The 21,708-nt window shown below is 65.5% G+C and carries 19 protein-coding genes; 10 read left to right on the top strand and 9 right to left on the bottom strand.

Translation table 11 applies throughout. The annotated features are described in order from the left end of the window. Positions 1-285 precede the first annotated feature (285 nt). The 7 genes from Q376_RS21960 to Q376_RS0108810 form a co-directional block, all read right to left on the bottom strand. Positions 286-1,950, bottom strand: coding sequence for an ABC transporter ATP-binding protein (locus Q376_RS21960; RefSeq protein ID WP_052365092.1), 1,665 nt, complete (start codon positions 1,948-1,950; stop codon positions 286-288). 34 nt (positions 1,951-1,984) lie between these two features. Beyond that, complete coding sequence (locus Q376_RS0108835; protein ID WP_027350018.1) at positions 1,985-2,893, bottom strand: ABC transporter permease; 909 nt, start codon at positions 2,891-2,893, stop codon at positions 1,985-1,987. Positions 2,894-2,927: 34 nt separating this feature from the next. Continuing rightward, positions 2,928-3,854, bottom strand: a complete 927-nt coding sequence (gene oppB / locus Q376_RS0108830; RefSeq protein ID WP_027350017.1) for an oligopeptide ABC transporter permease OppB — start codon at positions 3,852-3,854, stop codon at positions 2,928-2,930. 55 nt (positions 3,855-3,909) lie between these two features. Next, a complete protein-coding gene (locus tag Q376_RS0108825) occupies positions 3,910-5,535 on the bottom strand; it encodes a peptide ABC transporter substrate-binding protein (RefSeq protein WP_052365091.1) in 1,626 nt (541 codons plus the stop codon). Positions 5,536-5,714: 179 nt separating this feature from the next. Then, complete coding sequence (locus Q376_RS0108820) at positions 5,715-7,328, bottom strand: peptide ABC transporter substrate-binding protein (RefSeq protein WP_052365090.1); 1,614 nt, start codon at positions 7,326-7,328, stop codon at positions 5,715-5,717. Positions 7,329-7,414: 86 nt separating this feature from the next. After that, positions 7,415-9,013, bottom strand: coding sequence for a peptide ABC transporter substrate-binding protein (locus tag Q376_RS0108815; protein ID WP_052365089.1), 1,599 nt, complete (start codon positions 9,011-9,013; stop codon positions 7,415-7,417). Between the two features lie 211 nt (positions 9,014-9,224). Next, complete coding sequence (locus Q376_RS0108810) at positions 9,225-10,802, bottom strand: peptide ABC transporter substrate-binding protein (RefSeq protein ID WP_027350013.1); 1,578 nt, start codon at positions 10,800-10,802, stop codon at positions 9,225-9,227. Positions 10,803-11,143: 341 nt separating this feature from the next. Here Q376_RS0108810 and prfB point away from each other — a divergent pair. The 7 genes from prfB to Q376_RS0108775 all read left to right on the top strand — a co-directional run bounded on the left by prfB (position 11,144) and on the right by Q376_RS0108775 (position 17,509). Further along, positions 11,144-12,242 (top strand): peptide chain release factor 2 gene (prfB, locus tag Q376_RS0108805; RefSeq protein WP_155834236.1). Its coding sequence is split into 2 segments (ribosomal slippage): positions 11,144-11,218 and positions 11,220-12,242, totalling 1,098 coding nucleotides; the frame shifts between segments, so codons are not numbered across the junction. Positions 12,243-12,342: 100 nt separating this feature from the next. Beyond that, positions 12,343-13,884: a lysine--tRNA ligase gene (gene lysS / locus Q376_RS0108800; protein WP_027350011.1), complete on the top strand. Its 1,542-nt coding sequence runs from the start codon at positions 12,343-12,345 to the stop codon at positions 13,882-13,884. Positions 13,885-13,935: 51 nt separating this feature from the next. After that, a complete protein-coding gene (locus tag Q376_RS0108795; RefSeq protein ID WP_027350010.1) occupies positions 13,936-14,304 on the top strand; it encodes a hypothetical protein in 369 nt (122 codons plus the stop codon). A 47-nt stretch (positions 14,305-14,351) separates the two neighbouring features. Then, complete coding sequence (locus tag Q376_RS0108790; RefSeq protein WP_027350009.1) at positions 14,352-15,767, top strand: DHA2 family efflux MFS transporter permease subunit; 1,416 nt, start codon at positions 14,352-14,354, stop codon at positions 15,765-15,767. An 82-nt stretch (positions 15,768-15,849) separates the two neighbouring features. Further along, entirely contained in the window at positions 15,850-16,164 is a 315-nt protein-coding gene (locus Q376_RS0108785; RefSeq protein WP_027350008.1) for a BolA family protein, read from the top strand. A gap of 46 nt (positions 16,165-16,210) precedes the next feature. Next, entirely contained in the window at positions 16,211-17,035 is an 825-nt protein-coding gene (locus Q376_RS0108780; RefSeq protein WP_052365088.1) for a hypothetical protein, read from the top strand. A 3-nt stretch (positions 17,036-17,038) separates the two neighbouring features. Next, positions 17,039-17,509 carry a GNAT family N-acetyltransferase gene (locus Q376_RS0108775; RefSeq protein ID WP_027350006.1) on the top strand — a complete coding sequence of 157 codons (471 nt, stop codon included), beginning with the start codon at positions 17,039-17,041 and terminating at the stop codon, positions 17,507-17,509. A gap of 42 nt (positions 17,510-17,551) precedes the next feature. Here Q376_RS0108775 and Q376_RS21955 read toward each other — a convergent pair whose 3' ends face one another. Both Q376_RS21955 and rsmD read right to left on the bottom strand, forming a co-directional pair. After that, positions 17,552-17,818: a cell division protein ZapB gene (locus tag Q376_RS21955; RefSeq protein WP_081803459.1), complete on the bottom strand. Its 267-nt coding sequence runs from the start codon at positions 17,816-17,818 to the stop codon at positions 17,552-17,554. 121 nt (positions 17,819-17,939) lie between these two features. Then, positions 17,940-18,542, bottom strand: a complete 603-nt coding sequence (rsmD, locus tag Q376_RS0108765; protein WP_211266631.1) for a 16S rRNA (guanine(966)-N(2))-methyltransferase RsmD — start codon at positions 18,540-18,542, stop codon at positions 17,940-17,942. Between the two features lie 158 nt (positions 18,543-18,700). Between rsmD and ftsY the strand changes: the two genes are divergently transcribed. From ftsY to ftsX, 3 genes are read left to right on the top strand one after another with little or no spacing between them, the layout of a single operon-like run. Next, on the top strand, positions 18,701-20,008 hold the full coding sequence (ftsY, locus tag Q376_RS0108760; RefSeq protein ID WP_027350004.1) for a signal recognition particle-docking protein FtsY: 1,308 nt from the start codon (positions 18,701-18,703) through the stop codon (positions 20,006-20,008). A 9-nt stretch (positions 20,009-20,017) separates the two neighbouring features. Continuing rightward, positions 20,018-20,686 (top strand): cell division ATP-binding protein FtsE, encoded by a 669-nt coding sequence (gene ftsE, locus Q376_RS0108755; RefSeq protein WP_027350003.1) that lies wholly within the window; start codon positions 20,018-20,020, stop codon positions 20,684-20,686. Continuing rightward, positions 20,683-21,675 (top strand): permease-like cell division protein FtsX, encoded by a 993-nt coding sequence (ftsX, locus tag Q376_RS0108750; protein ID WP_027350002.1) that lies wholly within the window; start codon positions 20,683-20,685, stop codon positions 21,673-21,675. The genes ftsE and ftsX overlap by 4 nt, the downstream gene beginning before the upstream one ends. The last annotated feature ends 33 nt before the right edge of the window (positions 21,676-21,708 follow it).

The raw sequence follows: 21,708 nt of genomic DNA, 5'->3' as shown, positions 1-21,708 counted from the left end.
GGGCGCATCCGCGCTCTTTTATACTGAAAAAGTTTCATCAAAAATAGTTATTTGAACAGGTATTTTTATTTACAATGCCAATCATTGTATTGGTATTTAAATGTTTGAAAACTAATAATTATCCGGGTTTATAGCCGTTACGCCCGGCTCTGGATCTTATTTCCCGGACGAGATCGCAGAATTCATTCATGAAGAAGTCGCCGGCCCCATCGGAGGCCGGTTCGGATAGCACTAATGGAAAGCGTGTGAAGTGAAGAGCGCCGATACAGGGACCGGCCTGAGTCGTCAGCCTTGATCCCGGGTTTCGGGTGTCAGGCCGTCGGCGCGATTGAGGAAGGCGGCCTTGAGCAGCGCCTGGGTATAGGGCTCGCGCGGTGCGGAGAATATCCGCTCGGCCGGGCCTCGCTCCACCACCTGGCCATCCTTCATCACCAGCACGGTGTCGGCCAGTGCCCGTACTACCGCGAGGTCATGGCTGATGAATACGTAGGTCAGCCCATACTTGCGCTGGATGTCGCGCAGCAGCTCGACCACGCGCACCTGTACCGAGCGGTCGAGCGCCGAAGTCGGCTCGTCGAGCAGCAGGAATTCGGGTTTCAGTACCAGGGCGCGCGCGATGGCGATGCGCTGGCGCTGTCCGCCGGAGAACTCATGCGGGTATCGGCCGCGCATCCGGGGGTCGAGAGCGACCTCCTCCAGCGCCTCGACCACCCGCTGGTCGCGCTGGCGGCGATTGAGCTCGGGATGATGGACCTTGAGCCCTTCGCTGATGATTTCGCCGACGTTGAGGCGAGGCGAGAGCGAGCCGTAGGGGTCCTGGAACACCACCTGCATGCGCGAGCGCAGCGGCCGCATGCCGCTCTTGTCGAGCCGCTCGAGGTCGGTGCCGTCGAAATCGATCGATCCCTTGCTCTCGACCAATCGCAGCAGCGCCCGGCCGAGGGTGGACTTGCCCGAGCCCGATTCGCCGACGATGCCGATGGTCTGGCCACGTCTTACGGTCAGATCGATCCCTCGCACCGCCTCGAAATACTCGTCGGCGCGAAACAGGTGCTTCCTGGTGGCGAAGCGCACCCGTACGTCCTTGGCCTCGAGCAGCACCGGCGCGGACTCCTCGACCGGCGGTTTGCTGCCACGCGGCTCGGCGGCCAGCAGCATACGGGTGTAGTCATGGCGAGGCTTGGTGAACACCTCCTCGACCGAACCCGACTCGACCAGCTCGCCATGGCGCATCACACAGATGCTGTCGGCGAAGCGCTTGACCAGGTTGAGGTCGTGGGTGATGAACAGGATCGCCATGCCGAGGCGAGCCTGCAGCTCCTTGAGCAGCTCGAGGATCTGCGCCTGCACGGTGACGTCCAGCGCGGTGGTCGGTTCGTCGGCGATCAAGAGCTTCGGCTCGCAAGCCAGCGCCATCGCGATCATCACGCGCTGGCGCTGGCCGCCGGAAAGCTCGTGCGGGTAGCTGTCGATCCTTCGCGCGGGATCGGGAATGCCGACCTGTTCGAGCAGCGCCAGCACGCGCTGGCGCACCGCTGCTCCATGTGCCTTGCGGTGCTTCTTCAGCACCTCGCCGATCTGCTTGCCGACCCGATGCAGCGGGTTGAGCGAGGTCATCGGCTCCTGGAAGATCATCGAGATCGCGTTGCCGCGAATCCGGCGCATCCGCTTGAGCGGCATCGAGACCAGCTCCTCGCCCTCGAAGTCCGCCCGGCCGGAGATCTGGGCCAGATCCGGCAGCAGATGCATCAGTGCGCTCGAGGTCACCGACTTGCCCGAGCCGGACTCGCCGACCAGTGCCAGGGTTTCGCCGCGCTTGAGGGTGAAGCCGACGTTCTTGACTGCGTTGACCGTGCCGGTATGCAGCGCGAAGTCGACGCTCAGGCCCTCTACCTTCAGCAGTGGGACGTTGCCCTCTTGGAGGTGAGAGGAGTGCTGGGGTGCGTTCATCTTGGTTCCCTTGGTATCCATCGTCGCGGGACGTTCAGCGGGTCTTGGGGTCGAGCGCATCGCGTAGACCGTCGCCGAGGAAGTTGAGACAGAACAGCGTCACAGCGAGGAACACCGACGGGGTGATCAGCAGCCAAGGGGCGCTCTCCATCATTTCTCGGCCCTCCGAGATCAGCACCCCCCAACTGGTCAGCGGCTCCTGCACGCCGAGGCCGAGGAAGGAGAGGAAGCTTTCGAGCAGGATCACCTTGGGCACGGTCAGGGTGACGTAGACGATCACCGGGCCGATCGCGTTGGGGATCAGGTGGCGGGTGACGATCTTCGAGTCCTTGACCCCGAGCGCTTGGGCCGCCTCGACGAACTCGCGGCGCTTCAGCGCCAGCACCTGGCCGCGCACGATGCGCGCCATGTCGAGCCATTCGACCGCACCGATCGCGGCGTAGATCAGCAGGATGTTGCGGCCGAACACCACCATCAGCAGGATCACCATGAACATGAACGGCAGCGAGAACATGATGTCGACGAAGCGCATCATCAGGCTGTCGATACGCCCGCCGAAATAGCCGGCGATGGCGCCGTAGAGCACGCCGATCACCAGGCTCACGGCGGTGGCGACCAGCGCTACCGAAAGCGAGATCTGGCCGCCGTAGAGGGTGCGCACCAGCAGATCGCGGCCGTTGGCGTCGGTACCGAGGTAGTGGGTCGACTCGAACGACGGCGGGCTCATGAAATTCTCCCAGTCGACGTCGGCCAGGCCCCACGGCAGCAGCAATGGACCGATCAGGCAGACGATCGCGAGCACTACCAGGATGATCAGGCTGCCCATCGCGGCCTTGTTCTGGCGCAGCCGGTGCCAGGCGTCCATCGCCAGGCTGTCGCCGGCGCCGAGGAAGGTTTGCGGAGCGACGCTCTTGGCGACGCCGGGTAGGTTGTCTTGGCTCATCAGTTGGTCACCGAATCTGGGTCGAGGAGCGGGCTCAATCGTCGTAGCGGATCTGTGGATCGAGGACGCTGTAGAGCAAATCGACGATCAGGTTGAGCAGCACGATCAGTACCCCATAGAACACCACTACCCCCATCACCAGGGTGTAGTCGCGGTTGAGCGCGCCCTGGACGAAGTAGCGTCCGATGCCGGGCAGGCCGAAGATCTGCTCGATCACGATCGAGCCGGTGATGATGCCGGCGATCGCCGGCCCCAGGTACGAGATCACCGGCAGCAGCGAAGGCCTGAGCGCATGGTGGAGGATCACCTCCCATTCGGAGAGCCCCTTGGCGCGGGCGGTGCGGATGTACTGGCTGCCGAGCACCTCGATCATCGAGGCCCGGGTGAGCCTCGCGATCGCCGCGATCTGCTGGATCGACAGCGCGATCACCGGCAGCACCATGTTGGCCCAGGCACCACCATTCCAGCCGCCGGCGGGCAGCCAGGCCAGCATCACCCCGAACACCAGCGCCATGATCGGCGCGATCACGAAATTGGGTACCGCGATGCCGCCGAGTGCGATCCCCATCACTACGTAGTCGACCGTCGAGTTGCGTTTCAGCGCGGCGATGATCCCGAGCGGCAGGCCGATCGCCAGCGCCAGCACGATCGCCCAGGCACCCAGCTCGAGGCTGACCGGGAAGCCCTGCATGATCAGATCGGTGACGCTGAAATCCTTGTACTTGAACGAGGGGCCGAAGTCTCCCTGGAGCAGGCCGCCCATGTATCGCAGGTACTGCGACCACAGCGGCTCGTCGAGGTGGTAGGCCGCCATCAGGTTGGCTTCGATCTCCGGTGGCAGCTGGCGCTCTCCGTCGAAGGGGCCGCCCGGCGCCAGGCGCATGAGGAAGAACGAGACGGTGATCACGATCAAAAGCGTCGGGATCGCCTGGCCGAAGCGCTTGAGGATGTAGGTCAGCATGGCGTACGTGCATTCCAAAGCCGGGGGATGGAAGAGTCTTCAGAGCCTGGCGCGTTCACTCGGTGATGCTCATGTAGCGAAGCGGATGGACATCGAGCGGATTGCTTTGCCAGCCTTGGACCCTGTCGGAGACGAGCTTGGTCGAGACGTAGTCATAGAGTGGCACCATCGCGTAGTCGTCGAGCAGTAGCTGCTGGGCCTCGGTCAGCAGCTCAGCGCGGCGTGCAGGGTCGAGCTCCGCGGTACTGCGTGCGACCAGCTGGTCGTAGGCCGGGTTGGCATAGCCGCTGTAGTTGCCGCTGGCGCCGGTGACGAAGGAGCTGAGCAGATCGAACGGATCGTCGACGGTGGCGATCGCGCCGTAGCGGCCGACTTGGAAGTCGCCCTGGCGCAGGGTGGCGAAATGCACCGCCGTCTCGCGGTTGGTCAGCCGAGTCTCGACCCCGATCGCGCGCCACATCGCAGCGATCGCCACCGCCACTTTACGATGGTCCTCGAGCGTGTTGTAGGCGATCTCCAGTTCGAGCGGCTCGCCGGGGCCGTAGCCCGCCTCGGCGAGCAGCGTGTGAGCACGCTCCAGGCGCTGCTCGAGCGGTTCTCGCATGAAGCCCATCGTGCCGCCCGCATCGCCGGACATCGCCCGGGGCAGGTACCAGTAGGAGGGGATCTGGCCCATGCCGAGGATGGTATCGGTGATCACCTCGCGACGAACGGCGAGGTTGAGCGCCTCCCGCACCCGCTTGTCGGCAAGCTTCGAGCCTTCGCGCTGGTTGAGCACGTAGTAGTACTCGCCGAGGATCGGATTGATCCGAAGCTCGTGCGCGAGGTTCTCTCTGGCCCAGCCGATCTGGGATGACGGGACGCCGAGGTAGGAGATGTCGATCTCCGCGGTGCGAAAGCGGTTGAGCGCCGCCTGGGCGTCGTCGAGAGGGTAGAGCACCGCGGTATCGAGCTTCACTTGGTCGGCCGCGTAGTAACCGGGGTTCTTCTCGAGCCGGATTTCGCTCTGTGGCGTCCAGGCGGTGAGCTGGAAGGCGCCGCTCACCACCAGTTCGCCGGGGGTGACCCAGCGCGCTCCCGGCTGGTCGAGGGCCTGATCGATGTAGTGCTCGGGCAGCGGCGCGGATTCAGTCATCGCCATCGCCTGGAGGAAATAGGCGGTGGGCTGGGTCAGCCGTATCTCCAGCGTGCGTTCGTCGAGCGCTTCCACCCCGAGGGTGTCGGGCGTGGCTTCACCGCGGTTGACCGCCTCGGCGCCCTCGATCGGGTAGTAGAGGTTGGCGTTGTAGGCCGCGGTCTGGGGCGCGAGCAGCCGACGCAGCGCGAACACCGCATCCGCGGCGGTGATCTCCCGGCCATCCGACCATTGCGCTTCGCGCAGGTGGAAGCGATAGGTCTTGCCATCGTCCGATACTTCCCAGCGGGCGGCGAGCCCGGGGATGAGTTCACCCTGGGCGTCGTATCCCAGCAATGGTTCGAACAGCTCGCGGGTAATGCGGGTTTCCCAGTCGCCCGAAGCCTTCTGCGGGTCGAGGGTGCCGGGTTCGGCGCCATTGGCGATATGGATGGTCGCCGCTTGGACCGAGGCGAAGGGGAGCAGGCCGAGCAGCAGAGCGCCGGTGATTGGACCCCTGAGTGATCGGGCGCGAGAGGATAGGCCCGAGGACAGTCGATGAAGCATGCGTCGCTCCTGGAACGGCTTTGCCACCGGCGCCGGATCGCGGCCCCGATACGGTGGATGATCAGGCAACTATCGTGCCATGCACGCTATGACGGCAGCCTGGACAGCGCTGCCTGCCGCGCGTGAAGTGCACCGAGCTTCCAAGCGCGAGTCGGCATCGATGCGTCTCATCCCCTGGTTCACTGCGCTTGCAGCGATAGCCAGCGGGCGAGATGTCGGTTGAGTACGTTGTCCTGCCACCCCTTCACCCCTTCGGCGACCAGATTGCGCGAAGCGTCGAAGTAGAGCGGCAGCAGCGCATAGTCGCCGAGCGCCTTGGCCTCCGCGGCCTGGAGTATCGCTGCCCGGCGCTGCTGGTCCTGCTCGGCAGCCGCGCGCTCGAGCAGGGCATCGAACTCGTCGTCGCGATAGCCGCCGTAGTTCTTGGCGTTGCCGCTTTTCAATATGCCGAGGAAGTTGTCGGCGTCATCGTAGTCCCCGATCCAGCTTGCCCGGCCGATGCCGAACTGACCGCCGGCTAGATTGGAGAAATGCACGCTCGCCTCGGTGTTGACCAACTCGGTCTCGACCCCAATGGCACGCCACATCGCCGCCGCCGCGATGGCGATGCTGCGATTGGCGCGGTTCTCGTTGAAGGCCAGGCGCAGCTCGAGCGGCGAGGCTGGCGAGTAGCCGGCATCCGAGAGCAGCGCACGTGCCCTCGCCTGGCGCTGGTCGAGCGGGGCGTCCAGCCCAGGCATCCGCGCGCCTCGATAGTGATCGACGCCCGGGGGGACGAAGCCCTCGGCGGGGACCACCGTGCCCTGCATGATCTTGTCGGCGATCACCTCGCGGTCGATGGCCAGGCTGAGCGCTTCGCGCACCCGCTCATCGCTCGTCGGCTGGCCCTCGCGCTGATTGAATGCGTAGTAGTAGACGCCGAGCTCGGTCGAGAGCCTGACCTCTTCACCCAGCTGCTGCGCGAGCCGCGGATAGTCTCCAACCGGGAAGCTGCGTACGACGTCGAACTCGCCCGCGCGGAAACGCTGTACCCCGGCTGCGGGATCCTCTATCGGATAGTAGTCGATACCCTCTAGGGCTACGCTTTCGGCCGCGTGGAAATAGGGGTTCTTGACCGCGCTCAGGTGGTCGTGGGAAACCCAGCTGCGAGGTGCGAAAGCGCCATTGGTGACGATCTCATCGATATTGCTCCAGTCGTCGCCCAGGCGCTCGATGAGATGGGTCGGCAGCGGAGAGGCGGCGATGTGAGCGAGCAGCGCCGGCAAGTAGGTGATCGGCTGGACCAGCTCGATGCGCAAATGACGCTCGTCTTGCGCGCTTACGCCGATCGACTCCAGCGCCGTCTCGCCCCGGGCCGCGCGCTGCGCGCCTTCGATCGGATAGAACAGGCTGGCGTAGACCGAAGGCGACTTGGGATCGAGCGCGGTGCGAAAGGCGGTGACGAAGTCCACGGCCCTGACCGGCTCGCCATCGGACCATCGGGCGTCTTCGCGCAGTTCGAAAGTATAGACCCGCCCGTCGTCGCTGACCTGCCAGCCGCTGGCGACACCCGGGATGTAATCGCCTGAGGCGTCGAGCGTCACCAGGCCTTCGTAGAGATCCCCCAGCACGTCATTGTCGAACACGGTGCCGTTGACTTTGGCCGGTGCCAGCGAGGCCGGCTCGCCCTGGATCGCCATGCGTAAAGTGGCCGCCTGGAGCGGCGGGGCGAGGGCGGTGAACAGCAGCGCGCTGCAGCCGACGGCGAGGATACGCTTGAGACGGGAGGATGGGATGAAGAGCAGGGATGTCATCGGCAAACTCGATCTGGCCGGCACCGCCGCTCGGCGGTGCCGGATACTGAAGGCAGCCCGGCGGTGTGCCGGGCGATCGCGGTGGTTTACTCGGCGAAGCTCACCCAGCGCGAGGGGTGGTTGTCTTGAACGTTGTCTTCCCAACCCCGGATCGAGGGATCGACCAGGTTGCGCGAGACGTAGTAGAGCAGCGGAATCAGCGCATAGTCGTTCATCGCCAGTTGCTCGGCCTGTTCGAGCACCCTCTCGCGGGCGTCGAGATCCTGGGTGTTGGCGGCCTGCGCCATCAGTTCGTCGTACTCAGGATTGGAGTAGGCGCCGTAGTTGTTGCCCACCCCGGTGCGCAGCAGGGTGAGGAAGTTCTCGGCGTCGTTGTAGTCGGCGATCCACCCCGCGCGAGCGATATCGAAGTCGCCCTGGGCGATGGTCTGGTAGTGGACCGTGGCCTCGGCGTTGACCATGTTGACCTCGACCCCTATCGGGCGCCACATCGCTGCGATCGCCACCGCGATCTGGCGGTGCTCATCGGCGGTGTTGTAGCGCAGGTCCACCCGCAGCGGGTTGGCGGGGGTGTAACCGGCATCTTCCATCAGTGCCTTCGCCCGCGCGAGGCGATCCTGGTAGTCCGCATCGCCGAGGTCCATTTCCTGGGGCTGGTAGTGGCTGACCCCGGGTGGTACGAAGGAGAGCCCCTCGGCGAAGCTGCCGGCCATGATCTGGTTCGACAGTACGTCGCGGCGAACCGCCAGGTTGAGCGCCTCACGCACCCGCGGATCGGCGGTCTTGCGCCCTTCGCGCTGGTTCAGCACGTAGTAGTAGCTGCCGAGATAAGGCGCCATGTGGGTAGCCTCGGGCAGGTTCTCTTTCAACCAGGCGTAACGGCTCGAAGGGTAGTCGGTGATGATGTCGAACTCACCGGCGCGGAAACGGGTGATCGCCGAGTTGCGATCCTCGGTGGTATGGAAGGTGACACCATCGAGCGCGACCTGGTCGGCGTCGTAGTACTCGGGGTTCTTCACCGTGTCGATGCGCGACTGCGACACCCAGCCGACCGGCTTGAACGCTCCATTGGTGGCGATGTTGGCAAGATCGATCCATCTGCGGCCATATTCATCGTAGAGATGCTTGGGCTGCGGATAAGCGGTGTAGTGGGTCATCAACTGCAGGAAATAGGGCGTTGGCGCATTGAGGCTGACCTCGAAGGTGCGGCCCTCGTCGAGCGAGCGTATTCCCAACTGCTCCAGCGGCTGGTCGCCGGTGTTGACCGCCTCGGCGTTGACCACCGGGTAGAGCATGTAGGCGTATTTCGACGCGTTCTGCGGGTCGAGCAGGTGCTGCCAGCCGAACACGAAGTCCTCCGCGGTCACTGGCTGGCCATCCGACCACTTGGCGCCTTCGCGGAGATGGAAGGTATAGGTCTTGCCGTCCTCGGAGACCTCCCAGGAGGTGGCCATGCCCGGCAGGGGCTCGCCATCCGGCCCCTTCTTCAATAGTCCCTCGTAGACGTCCATCAGCACTTGCGATTCCCAGACGCCGCCGGAGACTTGGGAAGTGTCAAAGGAGGCGAGTTCGCCCATCACGCCGATGTTGAGCGTACGCGCGGCCGCGGGGCCGGCGAGCAGCAGCGAGGCGATCATGCCGCCCGAGAGCGCCAGGGCTTTGAGGAGGTGTTTGGATGAGCGCATGTGGTGGTCCGGGTTGTTGTTGAGATGGAGCGTTGCTGATCAGGGCGGCGGCGATCCTCGCCGGAGAATCGTCTGCAGATCGCGTAAAACGTGCAAGCTGTAATGAACCTTTGTTCAAGGGCACCAATCTACGGGCTTGAACCAGCATCAACAAGAGGGCGATACGATGGTCGCAGGGTACCGACCGGCAGCCGCCGGTCGGTAGGGAGCGCTACTGGGCCCCGATGCTGATCCACCGCGCGGGGTGGATGTCGAGGGCGTTGTCCTGCCAGCCTTCGACGTTCGGTTTGACCAGGTTGCGTGCCGTATACAGATAGATCGGGGCATGCACGAACTGGGACGACAGCTGCCGCTCGGCCTGCTCGAGCAGCTCACGCCGCTTGGCCACATCTTGTTCGACGTTGGAGCGGGCGAACAGATCGCGGAAGGTCGGGTCCTGGTAGTCGCCGTAGTTGTTGCCGGCGGAGTAGACCAGCTGCAGGAAGTTCTGTGGGTCGTCGTAGCTCGAGATCCAGGCGGCGCGTCCGACCTGGAAGTCGCCCTGGCGGAGGTTGGCATAGTGCACGTTGGCCTCGGCGCTGTTCATCCGCACCTGGACGCCGAGCGGTTGCCACATCGCCGCGACTGCCACCGCGATGCGCTGCTGCTCTGTGCCGGCGTTGAAACTCAGGGTCAGCTCGAGCGGCTGGTCGGGACCGTAGCCTGCTTCCGCGAGCAGCTCCCGGGCACGCTCCAGGCGCTGCTCGATCGGCTGGTCGAGACCCGGCTGGGGCTGCGGGGTATAGTCGCTGACGCTGGTTGGCACCAGGGCATTGGAGGGCGAGACCGCACCTTCGAGCAGCTGGTCGGCGATCACGTCACGGCGAATGGCGAGGCTCAGCGCTTCGCGCACTCTCTGATCCGCGGTCGGCTGGCCGTCGCGCAGGTTGAAGGTGTAGTAGTAGCTGCCGAGGTTGGGGGTGATGTGAACCGCATCGGGCAGCGTCTGCTGGAGGAAGGTATGGCGTGAAGCGGGGAAGTCCCGCAGCACGTCGAGTTCGTTGGCGCGGAAGCGGGTGATCCCTGCCTCGCGGTCCTCCATCGGGAAGTAGCGCACGCCGTCGAGCGCTACGTTCTCGGCGTCGAAGTATTCCGGGTTCTTGACCGTGGTCAGTTCGGTGCCCGATATCCACTGGGTCGGTTTGAACGCGCCGTTGACCACGATCCGGTCGGGGCGGCTCCAGTCGTCGCCATACTGTTGCACTGCGTGCTCTGGCAAGGGATAGAAGATCGGCAGCACCAGCATCTTGAGGAAGTACGCGGCGGGTTCGCTCAGGGTGAGCTCGAGGGTATGGTCGTCGACCGCTCTCGCGCCGAGGGTGTCCGGCTCGGCCTCGCCTTCGGCGATGCGCTGGCCATTGACCAGCGGGTAGAGCCGCTCGGCGCCGGTGGCGGCGTTGCTCGGGTCGATCGCATAGCGCAGCGCGAAGACGAAGTCGGCGGCGGTGACCGGCTGGCCGTCGGACCATTTCGAGTCGCGCAGGTGGAAGGTATAGGTCTTGCCATCCTCGGAGACCTCCCAGCGCTCGGCGACGCCGGGGATCACCTGGCCGTCGCTCGAGACGTCGATGAGCCCGGCGAACAGATCGCGCAGCACATCTTCTTCCCATACGCCGCCGGTGATCTTCGGCGGACTGAGCGATGCGGGATCGCCGATGATCCCGACCCGGAGGGTTTCTGCCTGGGCGAGGGCCGGCAGCCCCAGCATGGCGGTGAGCAGCGTGGCGTGGAGGACTAAAGAGCGCTTCATCCGGTTGGTGTTCCCTTCTGATTATCGTTCGACGAGATGATCCCGATGCTTCAAGGTCACTTTAGCCCCCGTCTCGGGCCTGTTGCCACTTTAGCCAGCCTTCGAGTGTCCCGGCCAATTCACTTCGGCGCTTTGCTTATAGGGCCGGGGGGCGGCTCGATCGCCCCGGCGGTCGCGCACCGTCGCTATGGCGCGGATGACGCTGCGCCGGGCGATGCCCTACAATGCTCCCCCTCTGATGCGCCCCGGGAATGTTTGGTGAATGCCAACTGCCGTGGGGCGCCGACGTTTTCTCCTGCGCCGCCCGTCTTGGCGTGCGTACAGACACCACGGTAGCCAATATGCGAGAGATCAATCCGATCAACGCCCAGCTCAAGGATCTGGCGCAACGCGCCGACGTCCTGAGGGGGTATCTTTGACTACGCCGAGAAGAAGGATCGGCTAGAAGAGGTCAACCGCGAACTCGAGAACCCGACGGTCTGGAACGATCCGGAGTACGCTCAGAAGCTCGGGCGCGAGCGCGCCCAGCTCGAGCAGGTGGTATCGACCATCGACGCCCTAGACGCCGGGGTTGGCGACAATGCCGAGCTGCTCGAGCTGGCGGTGATGGAAGGCGACGAGGCCACCGTCGAGGAGATCGTGGTCGAGATCGACCGCCTCGAGGAGCGCCTCGCCGCGCTCGAGTTCCGGCGCATGTTCTCGGGCGAGATGGACGCCAACAACGCCTATCTCGACATCCAGGCCGGCTCCGGTGGCACCGAGGCGCAGGACTGGGCCAACATGCTGCTGCGCATGTACCTGCGCTGGGCCGAGCATCACGGCTTCGACACCGAGCTGGTCGAGGTCAGCGCCGGCGAGGTGGCGGGGATCAAGTCGGCGACCGTGCACATCCGCGGCGAATATGCCTTCGGCTGGCTGCGTACCGAGACCGGCGTGCACCGGCTGGTGCGCAAGAGCCCGTTCGACTCGGGCGGGCGTCGGCATACCTCGTTCTCTTCGGTGTTCCTCTCCCCCGAGGTCGACGACAATATCGAGATCGACATCAACCCGGCGGACCTGCGCACCGATACCTATCGCTCGAGCGGCGCCGGTGGGCAGCACGTCAACACCACCGATTCGGCGGTGCGGATCACCCACGTGCCGACCGGCGTGGTGGTCTCCTGCCAGACCGAGCGTTCGCAGCACAATAACCGCGACCGCGCGATGAAGATGCTCAAGGCGAAGCTCTACGAGCGCGAAATGCAGCTCAGGAACGCTGAAAAGCAAAAGCTCGAGGATTCGAAGTCCGACATCGGCTGGGGTAGCCAGATCCGCTCCTACGTGCTCGATGACCAGCGGATCAAGGACCTGCGTACCGGGGTGCAGACCAGCAACTGCGATAAGGTGCTCGATGGCGATCTCGACGAATTCATCGTCGCCAGCCTCAAGCAAGGGCTTTGAGCCGCTATGATCCGCCCGGCGATGCCCTCTAGGCTCGCCGGAACTCGTTTGGATTTCCATTACCATCGACTGCTTTGAAGCTATCGAGACAGGATACGCCATGCCTCACCAGGACCCCTCTGAAAGTACCGCGCTGCCCGGCCAGGAGCCGGAAAACCATCTGATCCAGGAGCGCCGCGCCAAGCTGAGCCAGCTGCGCGAGCGGGCGAGCGAGCGGGGCACCAGCGCCTTCCCCAACGATTTTCGCCGTGACAGCCTGGCGTCGGAGCTCGAGCTCGAGCTCGGTGGGTACGACAAGCCAGCGCTCGAGGCGCTCGATCGCCAGGCGGCGGTCGCCGGGCGGGTGATGCGCAAGCGGGGCCCGTTCATCGTGATCCAGGACGTGAGTGGCCAGATCCAGCTCTACGTCGACAAGCACGGGCTCGATAGCGAGACGCTCGAAGAGGTCAAGGGGTGGGATATCGGTGACATCGTCGGTGCGCGTGGACCGGTGCACAAATCCGGCAAGGGTGATCTCTACGTATTGATGCGCGAGGCGCGCCTGCTGACCAAGGGGCTGCGGCCGCTGCCGGACAAGTTCCACGGTCTCACCGACCAGGAGAGCCGCTATCGTCAGCGCTACGTCGACCTGATCATGAATCCGGAGGTACGTGAGACCTTCCGGGTTCGCGCCGGGGTGATCGCGGCGATCCGGCGCTTCCTCACCGAGCGTGCGTTCATGGAAGTCGAGACGCCGATGCTGCAGCCGATTCCCGGCGGCGCTAGCGCCAGACCGTTCGTCACCCATCACAACGCGCTCGATCTCGATATGTACCTGCGTATCGCCCCCGAGCTCTATCTCAAGCGCTTGGTGGTGGGCGGCTTCGAGCGGGTCTTCGAGATCAACCGTAACTTCAGGAACGAGGGGCTTTCCACCCGGCATAATCCCGAGTTCACCATGCTCGAGTTCTACTGGGGTTACGCCGACTATCGGGACCTGATCGATCTCACCGAAGAGATGCTGCGCCAGGTCGCGCTCGAGGTGCTCGGCAGCACCAGGATCATGCTCGGACACGATGATGCGGCGATCGAGCTCGATCTGGCCGAGCCGTTCGACCGGTTGAGCATGAAGGATGCGGTACTTCGATATGGCGAGGGGATCGAGGCTTGCGAGCTCGAGAGCCTCGAAGGCATCACCGCGCTCGCCCAGCGCCTCGGCGTCGAGCTCAAGCCCAGCTGGGGCCATGGCAAGCGCCTCACCGAGGTGTTCGAGGCGGTCGCCGAGCATCGCTTGATCAAGCCGACCTTCATCACCGAATACCCGGCCGAGGTCAGCCCGCTGGCGCGGCGCAGCGATCGCGATCCCGAGGTCACCGACCGCTTCGAGTTCTTCGTCGGTGGGCGCGAGATCGCCAACGGTTTCTCCGAGCTCAACGACGCCGAGGACCAGGCGGCGCGCTTCCGCGCCCAGGCAGCGGAAAAGGACGCCGGAGATCTCGAAGCCATGTACTATGACGCCGACTACGTGCGCGCGCTCGAGTACGGCATGCCGCCGACCGCGGGCGAGGGCATCGGCATCGACCGCCTAGTGATGCTGCTCACCAATAGCGCTTCGATTCGCGACGTGCTGCTGTTCCCGGCGATGCGTCCCATTGCTGATTGAAGTCCCGGCGGCATATCGCCAACGTCCACCTCCCAGGTGAGGAGTTTCAAGATGAGATTGGTCAATCGTTCGGCGCTGAGCGTCAAGCCGACCCAGGCCTTCGTCGACTGGATCAACCTGCTGGAAGCGACCGAGGGAGAGGATGATCTGAACCTGGCGGACGTCGAGCGCGAGAGCACCGTCTACCTGATCGGTGAGATGGATACCGAGGAAGCGCTCCAGGCCTACGTCCGCGAGCGCTATCTCGACATCCTCGAGAGCGAGCTGCGCGCCTGGGAAGAGGATTCCCGGCTGTGGCCCGAGACGCTCGATTGGGCATTGTTCGAACGCTTCCTGCGCGTCGAGCACAGCTATCTGGCGCTCGATCTCGAGGACGACGAGGTGCTGGACGCCCAGCCCCTCGACGAGGACGAGGCGTGATTCGAGCCGTCGCGCGCGATGTGGTGCTGCATCGCCGCGCAGCATAGATGAAGGACGGCCTGTTCTCCTCCCGCCCGGGAGATGATGGGCTGCCGCCCGCGCATCGCCTGCCGGCTATGGTGTCGGTACTGCTGGCGACGCTGATGGTGGTGCTCGACACCACCATGGTCAGCGTGGCGCTGCCGACGATGGCGGACGCGCTGTCGATCGACTCCGCTTCGGCGGTGTGGATCAGCAACGTCTATCAGCTGGTCGCCGCCGCGGTGATTCTCTCCTGTGCCGCGCTCGGTGACCGGATCGGTCGCTACCGGCTCTATCTCGGCGGTCTCTCGCTGTTCGTGGTTTCCTCGTTGGGCTGTGCGCTGTCGAATTCATTCGAGGCCCTGGTGTTCTGGCGTGCGGTGCAGGGACTGGGGGCCGCGGCGGTGATGAGCATCGGCCCCTCGCTCAATCGGCGTATCTTCCCCTCCCGGCTGCTCGGAGCCGCGATCGGCATGGTCGCGATGAGCGTCGCCACGGCCCTGGCCGCTGGACCGACCCTCGGTGGGGTGCTGCTGACGATCGCCGACTGGCGGTGGCTTTTCTACATCAATCTGCCGGTCGGGCTGGCGGCGCTGGTGATCGCCGCCCGCTTCCTGCCGCGAGAGAGCGGCAATGGTCGCCCCTTCGACCTGCTCGGCGCGATGCTGTCGGCGCTGGCGCTCGGCCCCTGCGTGATCGGCGTCGATCGCCTGCGTGCCGAGGCGGGAGAGAGCAGTGCGCTGCCCTGGCTTGCACTCAGCGCGGTCGCGGCGCTGGCCTTCCTGCAGCGCCAGCGACGTACGTCCCATCCACTGCTGCCGCTGTCGATGTTCCGTGAACCGCGTTTCTCGCTGGCAGCGCTGACCTCGTTTTTCAGCTTCGTCGCCCAGACCATGGCTTTCGTTGCGCTACCCTTCTTGTTCCAGAGCGCGCAAGGGTTCTCGCCGCTGGTGTCCGGGCTTCTGTTCACCCCCTGGCCGCTGGCGATCATGATCGCCGCGCCTCTGGCCGGGCGACTGGCCGATCGGGTGCCTGCGCCCAGGGTGGCGACCTGCGGGCTTTTGCTCTTCTTCGCGGGGGTGCTGTCGCTGGCGTTGCTCGCTGCAAATCCCGCTCCTCAGGTCGTCGACGTGCTCTGGCGCTCTGCGCTCTGCGGACTGGGGTTCGGTGCCTATCAGGCGCCGAACAATCGGGAGATGATGGGCAGCCTGCCGCTGGCGTTGAGCAACCGGGCATCGGGTGTCCTCGCCACGGTGCGTACCTTTGCCCAAAGCGTAGGGGCCGCCTTGGTCGCCCTGGCGCTTTCTGGAATAATCTTCTCAAGCCATGCCGCGACGCTGCCGGTGGGGCTGGCGCTTTGGGTCGCCTCGCTGTTCGCGGCAGTGGCGCTGGTGGTGAGCCTTGTGCGAATGGCCGCTCTGCGCGTGCTCCTGCGAGGCTGATCGCTGAATCCCGCGCGCAATGCCACTAACCGCGCCTCCACCCTCGGCGCATTCGCTGACATTCGCTCGATCCGGAGAATCCATGAACGTTCAACAACGCATCGAAGCCAGGCTCGGTCAGCTTTCGCCGCGGTTCTTGCAGGTCGAGAACGAAAGTCATCTCCACCATGTCCCACCTGATTCCGAGACCCACTTCAAAGTCACCTTGGTCAGCGAGGCGTTCGAGGGCCTTATGCCGGTGAAGCGCCACCAGCGAATCTATGGCCTGCTCGACGAGGAGCTCGCAGGGCCTGTCCATGCGCTGGCACTGCATCTCTACACGCCTCGCGAATGGGAGCGCCGGCACGGCGAGATTCCCGCATCGCCCAATTGCCGCGGCGGTGGGCGCATTGCCTGATAACGCAGCGCCACAAGCCCCCCTGCGCACGCCTAGGAATCCGCCCATGTCATGCCCGAGCGCAGCCGCCCTCCATCACCAGTTGCAGTATCTCGAGGCGATGGGGCTGACGTTTTGGACCGCGCGCTATCGGTTGCCCAACGCACGACCCACCGACGCTTGCGAGTGGCCGGTGGCGCCAGCCGAAGAGCAGGGAGTGGCGCCTGCCACCCGCCTGCAGGCGCTGTTGCGCGAATCCGAGTCGGTAGAGCGATCGCGCGGTGAGGAAGCCATCGTCGCTGACGCTGCCCCGGCCACGCCTTCTTCCCCGCCAGCCAGTGCGCGTGCGTTGCTCGGCGAGGGGCTGGCCGAGACGCCAGCGCCCACAGCCACGGAGGAGCCGGCACCCGCAGCCGTGGCCCAGGCGCCGCTGCGGTTCTCCTTTACCGCCATCGTGGTCGAGCGGCGCTGGCTGGTGATGAGCGTCGGAGGCCGACCCGATCCACGACAGCTCAGCCTGCTCGATGCGCTGTTCTCGGCGATTGGGGCGAACCAGCGGCAGCTGGGCGAGCTGGTCGAGTTCCACTGGCCGATGATCGAAGGGCTGAGCGTCGAGGATCCGCTGCTCGAGGCGCGCGAAGGGCTGCGCGCTTTCCTCCAGGGGCGTATCGGCGCGAACGCATCGCCCGAGTGGCTGCTGCTGTTCGCCGACGATGGAGAAGAAGCCGCGCGGCTGCGCGAGGTGCTCGGCATCGATGATGTTCGAAGCGAGCTGCTCGAACTGCCCGCGCTGGCCGCGCCTGGTCTCGCGACGCTGCTCGGGAGTGCCGAGGCGAAGCGGGGTCTGTGGCCTGCGCTGGCGCGCTTGCGTGACGTGCTCGCGAATGGATGAACGATGATCGAGCGTCTCGAGGCCGGTGCGCTGGCGCAGCTCGATGCGCTCGAGCGAGCCGCCAGCGCCGACTCTACCTGGTCGCGCTCGCTGCTCGCGGCCGCGCTCGAGGACCCCGCGCGCGAGGTGTGGGGCTGGCGTGAGCGTGAGTTTGGAGTGGTTCGTGGCTACTGTGTGCTAGGGATCGGGGTATTCGACCTCGAGCTCGAGATCATCGGCGTATCTCCCGACTGGCGCAGGCGCGGCATCGCGCTGGCGCTGCTCGAGCACTGTGCGTCTCGGGCCGTTGCGCTGGGCAAGGAGCGGATCCTGCTCGAAGTGCGGGTGTCGAACCAAGGCGCGATCGCGCTCTATCGGCGCGCCGGCTACGCAGAGGATGGAGTGCGCCGCGGCTATTACCCCGATGCGGGCGGCGGGCGCGAAGATGCGCTTTTGATGTCGAGGGGAACCGCGGTGGGTCGAGCGCCGCTATAGCGTAGCGGGGGCGCGATGATGCGGCGCGCCCCCGGATGGCGCTCAGTAGTGCTGCTGCTCGCTCGGCTGCGTCGCTTCCTGGTTGGGCTGGAAGCCCTGGGCAGGATCCTGGGGAGCGTTCGCGTTTTGCTGCTCGATCTGGTTGAAGCGCGCGAGAATATCGTTGAGGCGTGATTCGCCCTGCTGGCGCTCGTTGAGAAGCCGCTGATTCTCTTCGCGGAGCTCCTCTACCTCCATGCGCAGCATCTCGATGGTATCGAGTGCATTGCTGACCTTCTGTTCGAGCTGGTCGAAGAGTTCGGTGCTCATCTTGGGCGTGCCTCCTGGCATTCACTACGGATAATTGCTGCGGTTGGTTCGGTCGTGAGTTTGGCTGGATCGCCGCGTCGCGCCAGCATGCCCGAAGGGCGGGCAGGTCAGCAAGCGCCGATCAGCCCGTCGGCGCACGACGATAGAGCCGGGCTTGTGTCTCGCCCGCGCGGGTGTCGCGCAGCGCCTCCCAATTTGCCGGTACCGGCGTCGCCAGGCTCGATTCACATTCGAGATAGATCAGCGCCCGCTGGGTGAGCCAGCCATGCCGTTCGAGCAGCGCCGCGGCTTCGGCCGCCAGTCCCTGGTGGAACGGCGGGTCGAGGAAGACCAGGTCGTAAGGTTCATCCGGCGTCCGCGCAAGCTGGGCGAGCGCATCCGCCTCGCGTACCTCGACCTGCTCGCCGATGCCGAGGCGGCGAGCGTTGTCGCGCAGCAGTCCGGCGACTCGCCGGTCGCGCTCGATCATCAGCACCTTCGCGGCACCGCGGGAGATCGCCTCGAAACCGAGCGCGCCGCTGCCGGCGAATGGATCGAGCACGCGGACTCCGGCGAGTTCGAAGGCGAGCCAGTTGAACAGGGTCTCGCGGACCCGGTCTGGCGTCGGTCGAAGGCCGGGGCTGTGGAGCACTTCGATCACGCTGCGTTTGAGGCGGCCGCCGATCAGGCGTACCCGCCCTGCGGGTCGAGTGCGGTGGTGGGAAGGCGGGCGTTTTGGGCTCATGGCGCGCGATTGTACCCGTGTCAGGGCCGCAAGTGATAGGATGCCGAAACGTTTAGGGCGCGACCATTTTCGCCTGCGCCATGCCCGCCGAGGCGCGGCGTCACTGGGTCACCGAGCGGTGATTCGGCCCATCTCCTTTACAGGCATGATGATTTCCCATGTTCGGTTTTTTCAAACGCAATAAGCAGCAAGACGAGCGCTCCTCGCAGCAGTCGGAGCCTTCCCAATCGCCGCAGACCGCCGAGCCGAAAGAAGGCGAGGGGTTGCCGTCGGCCGAAATCCCCCCGCTCGCCGAGCCTGAGTCGGTAGGGCACGATGACCTCGCCGAGGGCGAACCTTCGCCGCCGCCTGCCGATGTGCCGGATACGAAGCAAGTCGCGACTGCCGGGCAGCCGCCACAGCGCGATGGTGCGCCCGACGGGCAGGTGAGCGAGACGCCAGCGAGCGATGAGCCCCCCTTGATCGCCGGCCGCGAGGTGCTCGCCGCGCCGCCGCAGGAGGCGCTGGACGACGAGCCGGTCGAGTCGGAGGAATCCCGCGGCTGGTTCTCGCGGATCCGCCAGGGGCTGAGCAAGACCCGCAGCAACCTGACCGGCGGCATCGCTACTCTGTTTCTCGGTGAGAAAGAGATCGACGATGAGCTGATCGAGGATCTCGAGACCCAACTGCTGATGGCGGACGTCGGGGTCGAGGCGACGACGGTGATCATCGACCGGCTGACCGAGCGCGTGTCCCGGCGCGAGCTTTCCAGCGCCCAGGCGCTCTATCGCGCGCTGCAGGAAGAGCTCGCCGCCATGTTGCTCCCGGTGGAGCGGCCGATGCCCTTGCCGCCGAAGGGCCAGGGGCCGTTCGTGATCCTGGTGGTCGGGGTCAACGGCGTCGGCAAGACCACTACCATCGGCAAGCTCGCCCGCCGCTTCCAGCGCGAGGGGCGCTCGGTGATGCTCGCGGCTGGGGATACCTTCCGCGCCGCCGCGGTCGAGCAGCTCCAGGTCTGGGGCGAGCGCAACAAGGTGCCGGTGATCGCCCAGCATACCGGTGCGGACAGCGCCTCGGTGATTTTCGATGCGCTGTCGGCGGCGCGTTCGCGCGGTACCGACATCCTCATCGCCGATACCGCAGGACGGCTGCACAACAAGAGCCACCTGATGGAAGAGCTGAAGAAGGTCCGCCGGGTGATGGCCAAGCTGGACGCCGATGCGCCCCACGAGGTGCTGCTGGTGGTCGATGCCGGTACCGGGCAGAACGCGATCAGCCAGGCGCAGACCTTCGGCGACGCGGTGCCGATCACCGGCATTGCGCTTACCAAACTCGATGGCACGGCGAAGGGCGGGGTGATCTTCGCCCTGGCCAAGCAGCTCGAGATCCCGATTCGTTTCATCGGCGTCGGGGAGACCCTCGACGACCTGCGCCCATTCGAGGCCAAGCCGTTCGTCGATGCCCTGTTCGATCAGCGGAGCAGCTAGCCGATGGCGATGATCACCTTCGAGCACGTGGGCAAGCGCTATGGCGGTCGCTTCGAGGCGATCGCCGATCTCAATTTCTCGATCGAGCGCGGCGAGATGGTGTTCCTCACCGGCCACTCCGGGGCGGGCAAGAGTTCGGTGCTCAAGCTGCTTACTTGCCTCGAGCGACCGAGCCGGGGGCGGGTGCTGGTCGCTGGGCGTGACCTGGCCTCGCTCAGCGCTGGGCAGGTGCCGTTCTACCGACGCCAGATCGGCGTGGTATTCCAGGACCACCAGCTGTTGTTCGATCGCAGCGTGTTCGACAACGTCGCTCTGCCGCTGCTGATCCAGGGGGTGCCGCCCTTGGATGCCGCGCGCCGGGTGCGCGCGGCGCTCGACAAGGTAGGGCTGCTGCATCGCGAGCGGGCGCTGCCGATCGAGCTTTCCGGCGGCGAGCAGCAGCGTGTCGGCATCGCCAGGGCGGTGGTCAACAAGCCCGCGCTGCTGCTCGCCGACGAGCCGACCGGTAACCTCGACCCCCAGCTCTCTGCCGACATCATGCGGCTTTTCGAGGATTTCAATCGGATCGGCACCACGGTGCTGCTGGCGAGCCACGACCTGGCGCTGATCGCTCGTCTTCGCCACCGCATCCTGCGGCTGCGCGAAGGCCGCCTGATCGCCGATGAGGAGGCTGCATGAAACCTACGCCGAAGGCGGCTGCGCGCGAGCCGCGTCCGCGCAAGGGCGCGCGCGCCCAGCGGATATCCCTCGACAGCCGCTATCAGGCCTGGCTGCGCCACCACCGCCAGGTCGCGCTGGACAGCGGGCGGCGGCTCGTGCGCCAGCCTTTCTCCTCGCTGTTCACCATGCTCGCGATCGCGATCGCCCTGGTTCTGCCGGCGATGCTCTGGCTCGGACTCGGCAGCGTGCGTGCGCTCGATCATAGTTTCGACGACAGTGCGCGAATGACCCTCTATCTCTCCCCCGGTAGCAGCAGCGAGCAGGTCATCGGGCTGGCCGAGCGGGTACGGGGCGAGCCGGGCGTGTCCGAGGTCGAGGTGATCACCGCCGAACAGGGGCTCCAGGAGTTCCAGCAGGCTCTTGGCGTAGGCGATACGCTGTCGCTGCTCGACGCCAACCCGCTGCCGGCGACGCTCTTGGTCACGCCGCTCGAGCGTGATCCCGCGGAGGCCGAGCGACTGGCCGAGCGCTTGGGGAGGCTCGAAGGCGTCGACGAGGCGCGTCTCGACCTCGCTTGGCTCGAGCGCCTGCGCGAGCTGGGCGCGCTGGGCCAGCGCCTGACCTTGGGCCTGGCGGTGCTGTTCGGTTTCGGTGTGCTGCTGGTGGTCGGCAACACCATCAGGCTCGCGGTGGAGAATCGGCGCAAGGAGATCGAGGTAGTGACGCTGATCGGCGCGACCCGGGCCTTCGTGAGAAGGCCATTCCTCTACAGCGGGGCTTGGTTCGGGCTGGGCGGCGGCGTGCTCGCGGTAGTGCTGCTGACCCTGGGGCGTGGCTGGCTCTCCGCGCCGATTGGTGCGCTGGCGCGTAGCTATGGCAGTGACTACGCTTTGCCCTCGCTCGGGGGTGGCGGTTCGCTGCTGATGGTGGCGTGTAGTATACTATTGAGCTTGATTGGCGCCTGGGTGGCGGTAGGTCGGCATCTCGCCGAGATTCGTCCGCGCTGACCCGGGGAACTCAGGACAGCTTCGATGGTCCAA

This window comes from Halotalea alkalilenta DSM 17697 (genome assembly GCF_000621205.1).
GTDB lineage: Bacteria > Pseudomonadota > Gammaproteobacteria > Pseudomonadales > Halomonadaceae > Halotalea > Halotalea alkalilenta.
The sequence above is the reverse complement of the archived record's forward strand: the minus strand, read 5'-3'. Positions and strand labels throughout refer to the sequence as shown.

Coding starts and splice junctions, on each gene's coding strand:
- Q376_RS21960 (WP_052365092.1), bottom strand. CDS start 1,950: ATGAACGCACCCCAGCACTCCTCTCACCTCCAAGAGGGCAACGTCCCA.
- Q376_RS0108835 (WP_027350018.1), bottom strand. CDS start 2,893: ATGAGCCAAGACAACCTACCCGGCGTCGCCAAGAGCGTCGCTCCGCAA.
- oppB (WP_027350017.1), bottom strand. CDS start 3,854: ATGCTGACCTACATCCTCAAGCGCTTCGGCCAGGCGATCCCGACGCTT.
- Q376_RS0108825 (WP_052365091.1), bottom strand. CDS start 5,535: ATGCTTCATCGACTGTCCTCGGGCCTATCCTCTCGCGCCCGATCACTC.
- Q376_RS0108820 (WP_052365090.1), bottom strand. CDS start 7,328: ATGACATCCCTGCTCTTCATCCCATCCTCCCGTCTCAAGCGTATCCTC.
- Q376_RS0108815 (WP_052365089.1), bottom strand. CDS start 9,013: ATGCGCTCATCCAAACACCTCCTCAAAGCCCTGGCGCTCTCGGGCGGC.
- Q376_RS0108810 (WP_027350013.1), bottom strand. CDS start 10,802: ATGAAGCGCTCTTTAGTCCTCCACGCCACGCTGCTCACCGCCATGCTG.
- lysS (WP_027350011.1), top strand. CDS start 12,343: ATGCCTCACCAGGACCCCTCTGAAAGTACCGCGCTGCCCGGCCAGGAG.
- Q376_RS0108795 (WP_027350010.1), top strand. CDS start 13,936: ATGAGATTGGTCAATCGTTCGGCGCTGAGCGTCAAGCCGACCCAGGCC.
- Q376_RS0108790 (WP_027350009.1), top strand. CDS start 14,352: ATGAAGGACGGCCTGTTCTCCTCCCGCCCGGGAGATGATGGGCTGCCG.
- Q376_RS0108785 (WP_027350008.1), top strand. CDS start 15,850: ATGAACGTTCAACAACGCATCGAAGCCAGGCTCGGTCAGCTTTCGCCG.
- Q376_RS0108780 (WP_052365088.1), top strand. CDS start 16,211: ATGTCATGCCCGAGCGCAGCCGCCCTCCATCACCAGTTGCAGTATCTC.
- Q376_RS0108775 (WP_027350006.1), top strand. CDS start 17,039: ATGATCGAGCGTCTCGAGGCCGGTGCGCTGGCGCAGCTCGATGCGCTC.
- Q376_RS21955 (WP_081803459.1), bottom strand. CDS start 17,818: ATGAGCACCGAACTCTTCGACCAGCTCGAACAGAAGGTCAGCAATGCA.
- rsmD (WP_211266631.1), bottom strand. CDS start 18,542: ATGAGCCCAAAACGCCCGCCTTCCCACCACCGCACTCGACCCGCAGGG.
- ftsY (WP_027350004.1), top strand. CDS start 18,701: ATGTTCGGTTTTTTCAAACGCAATAAGCAGCAAGACGAGCGCTCCTCG.
- ftsE (WP_027350003.1), top strand. CDS start 20,018: ATGATCACCTTCGAGCACGTGGGCAAGCGCTATGGCGGTCGCTTCGAG.
- ftsX (WP_027350002.1), top strand. CDS start 20,683: ATGAAACCTACGCCGAAGGCGGCTGCGCGCGAGCCGCGTCCGCGCAAG.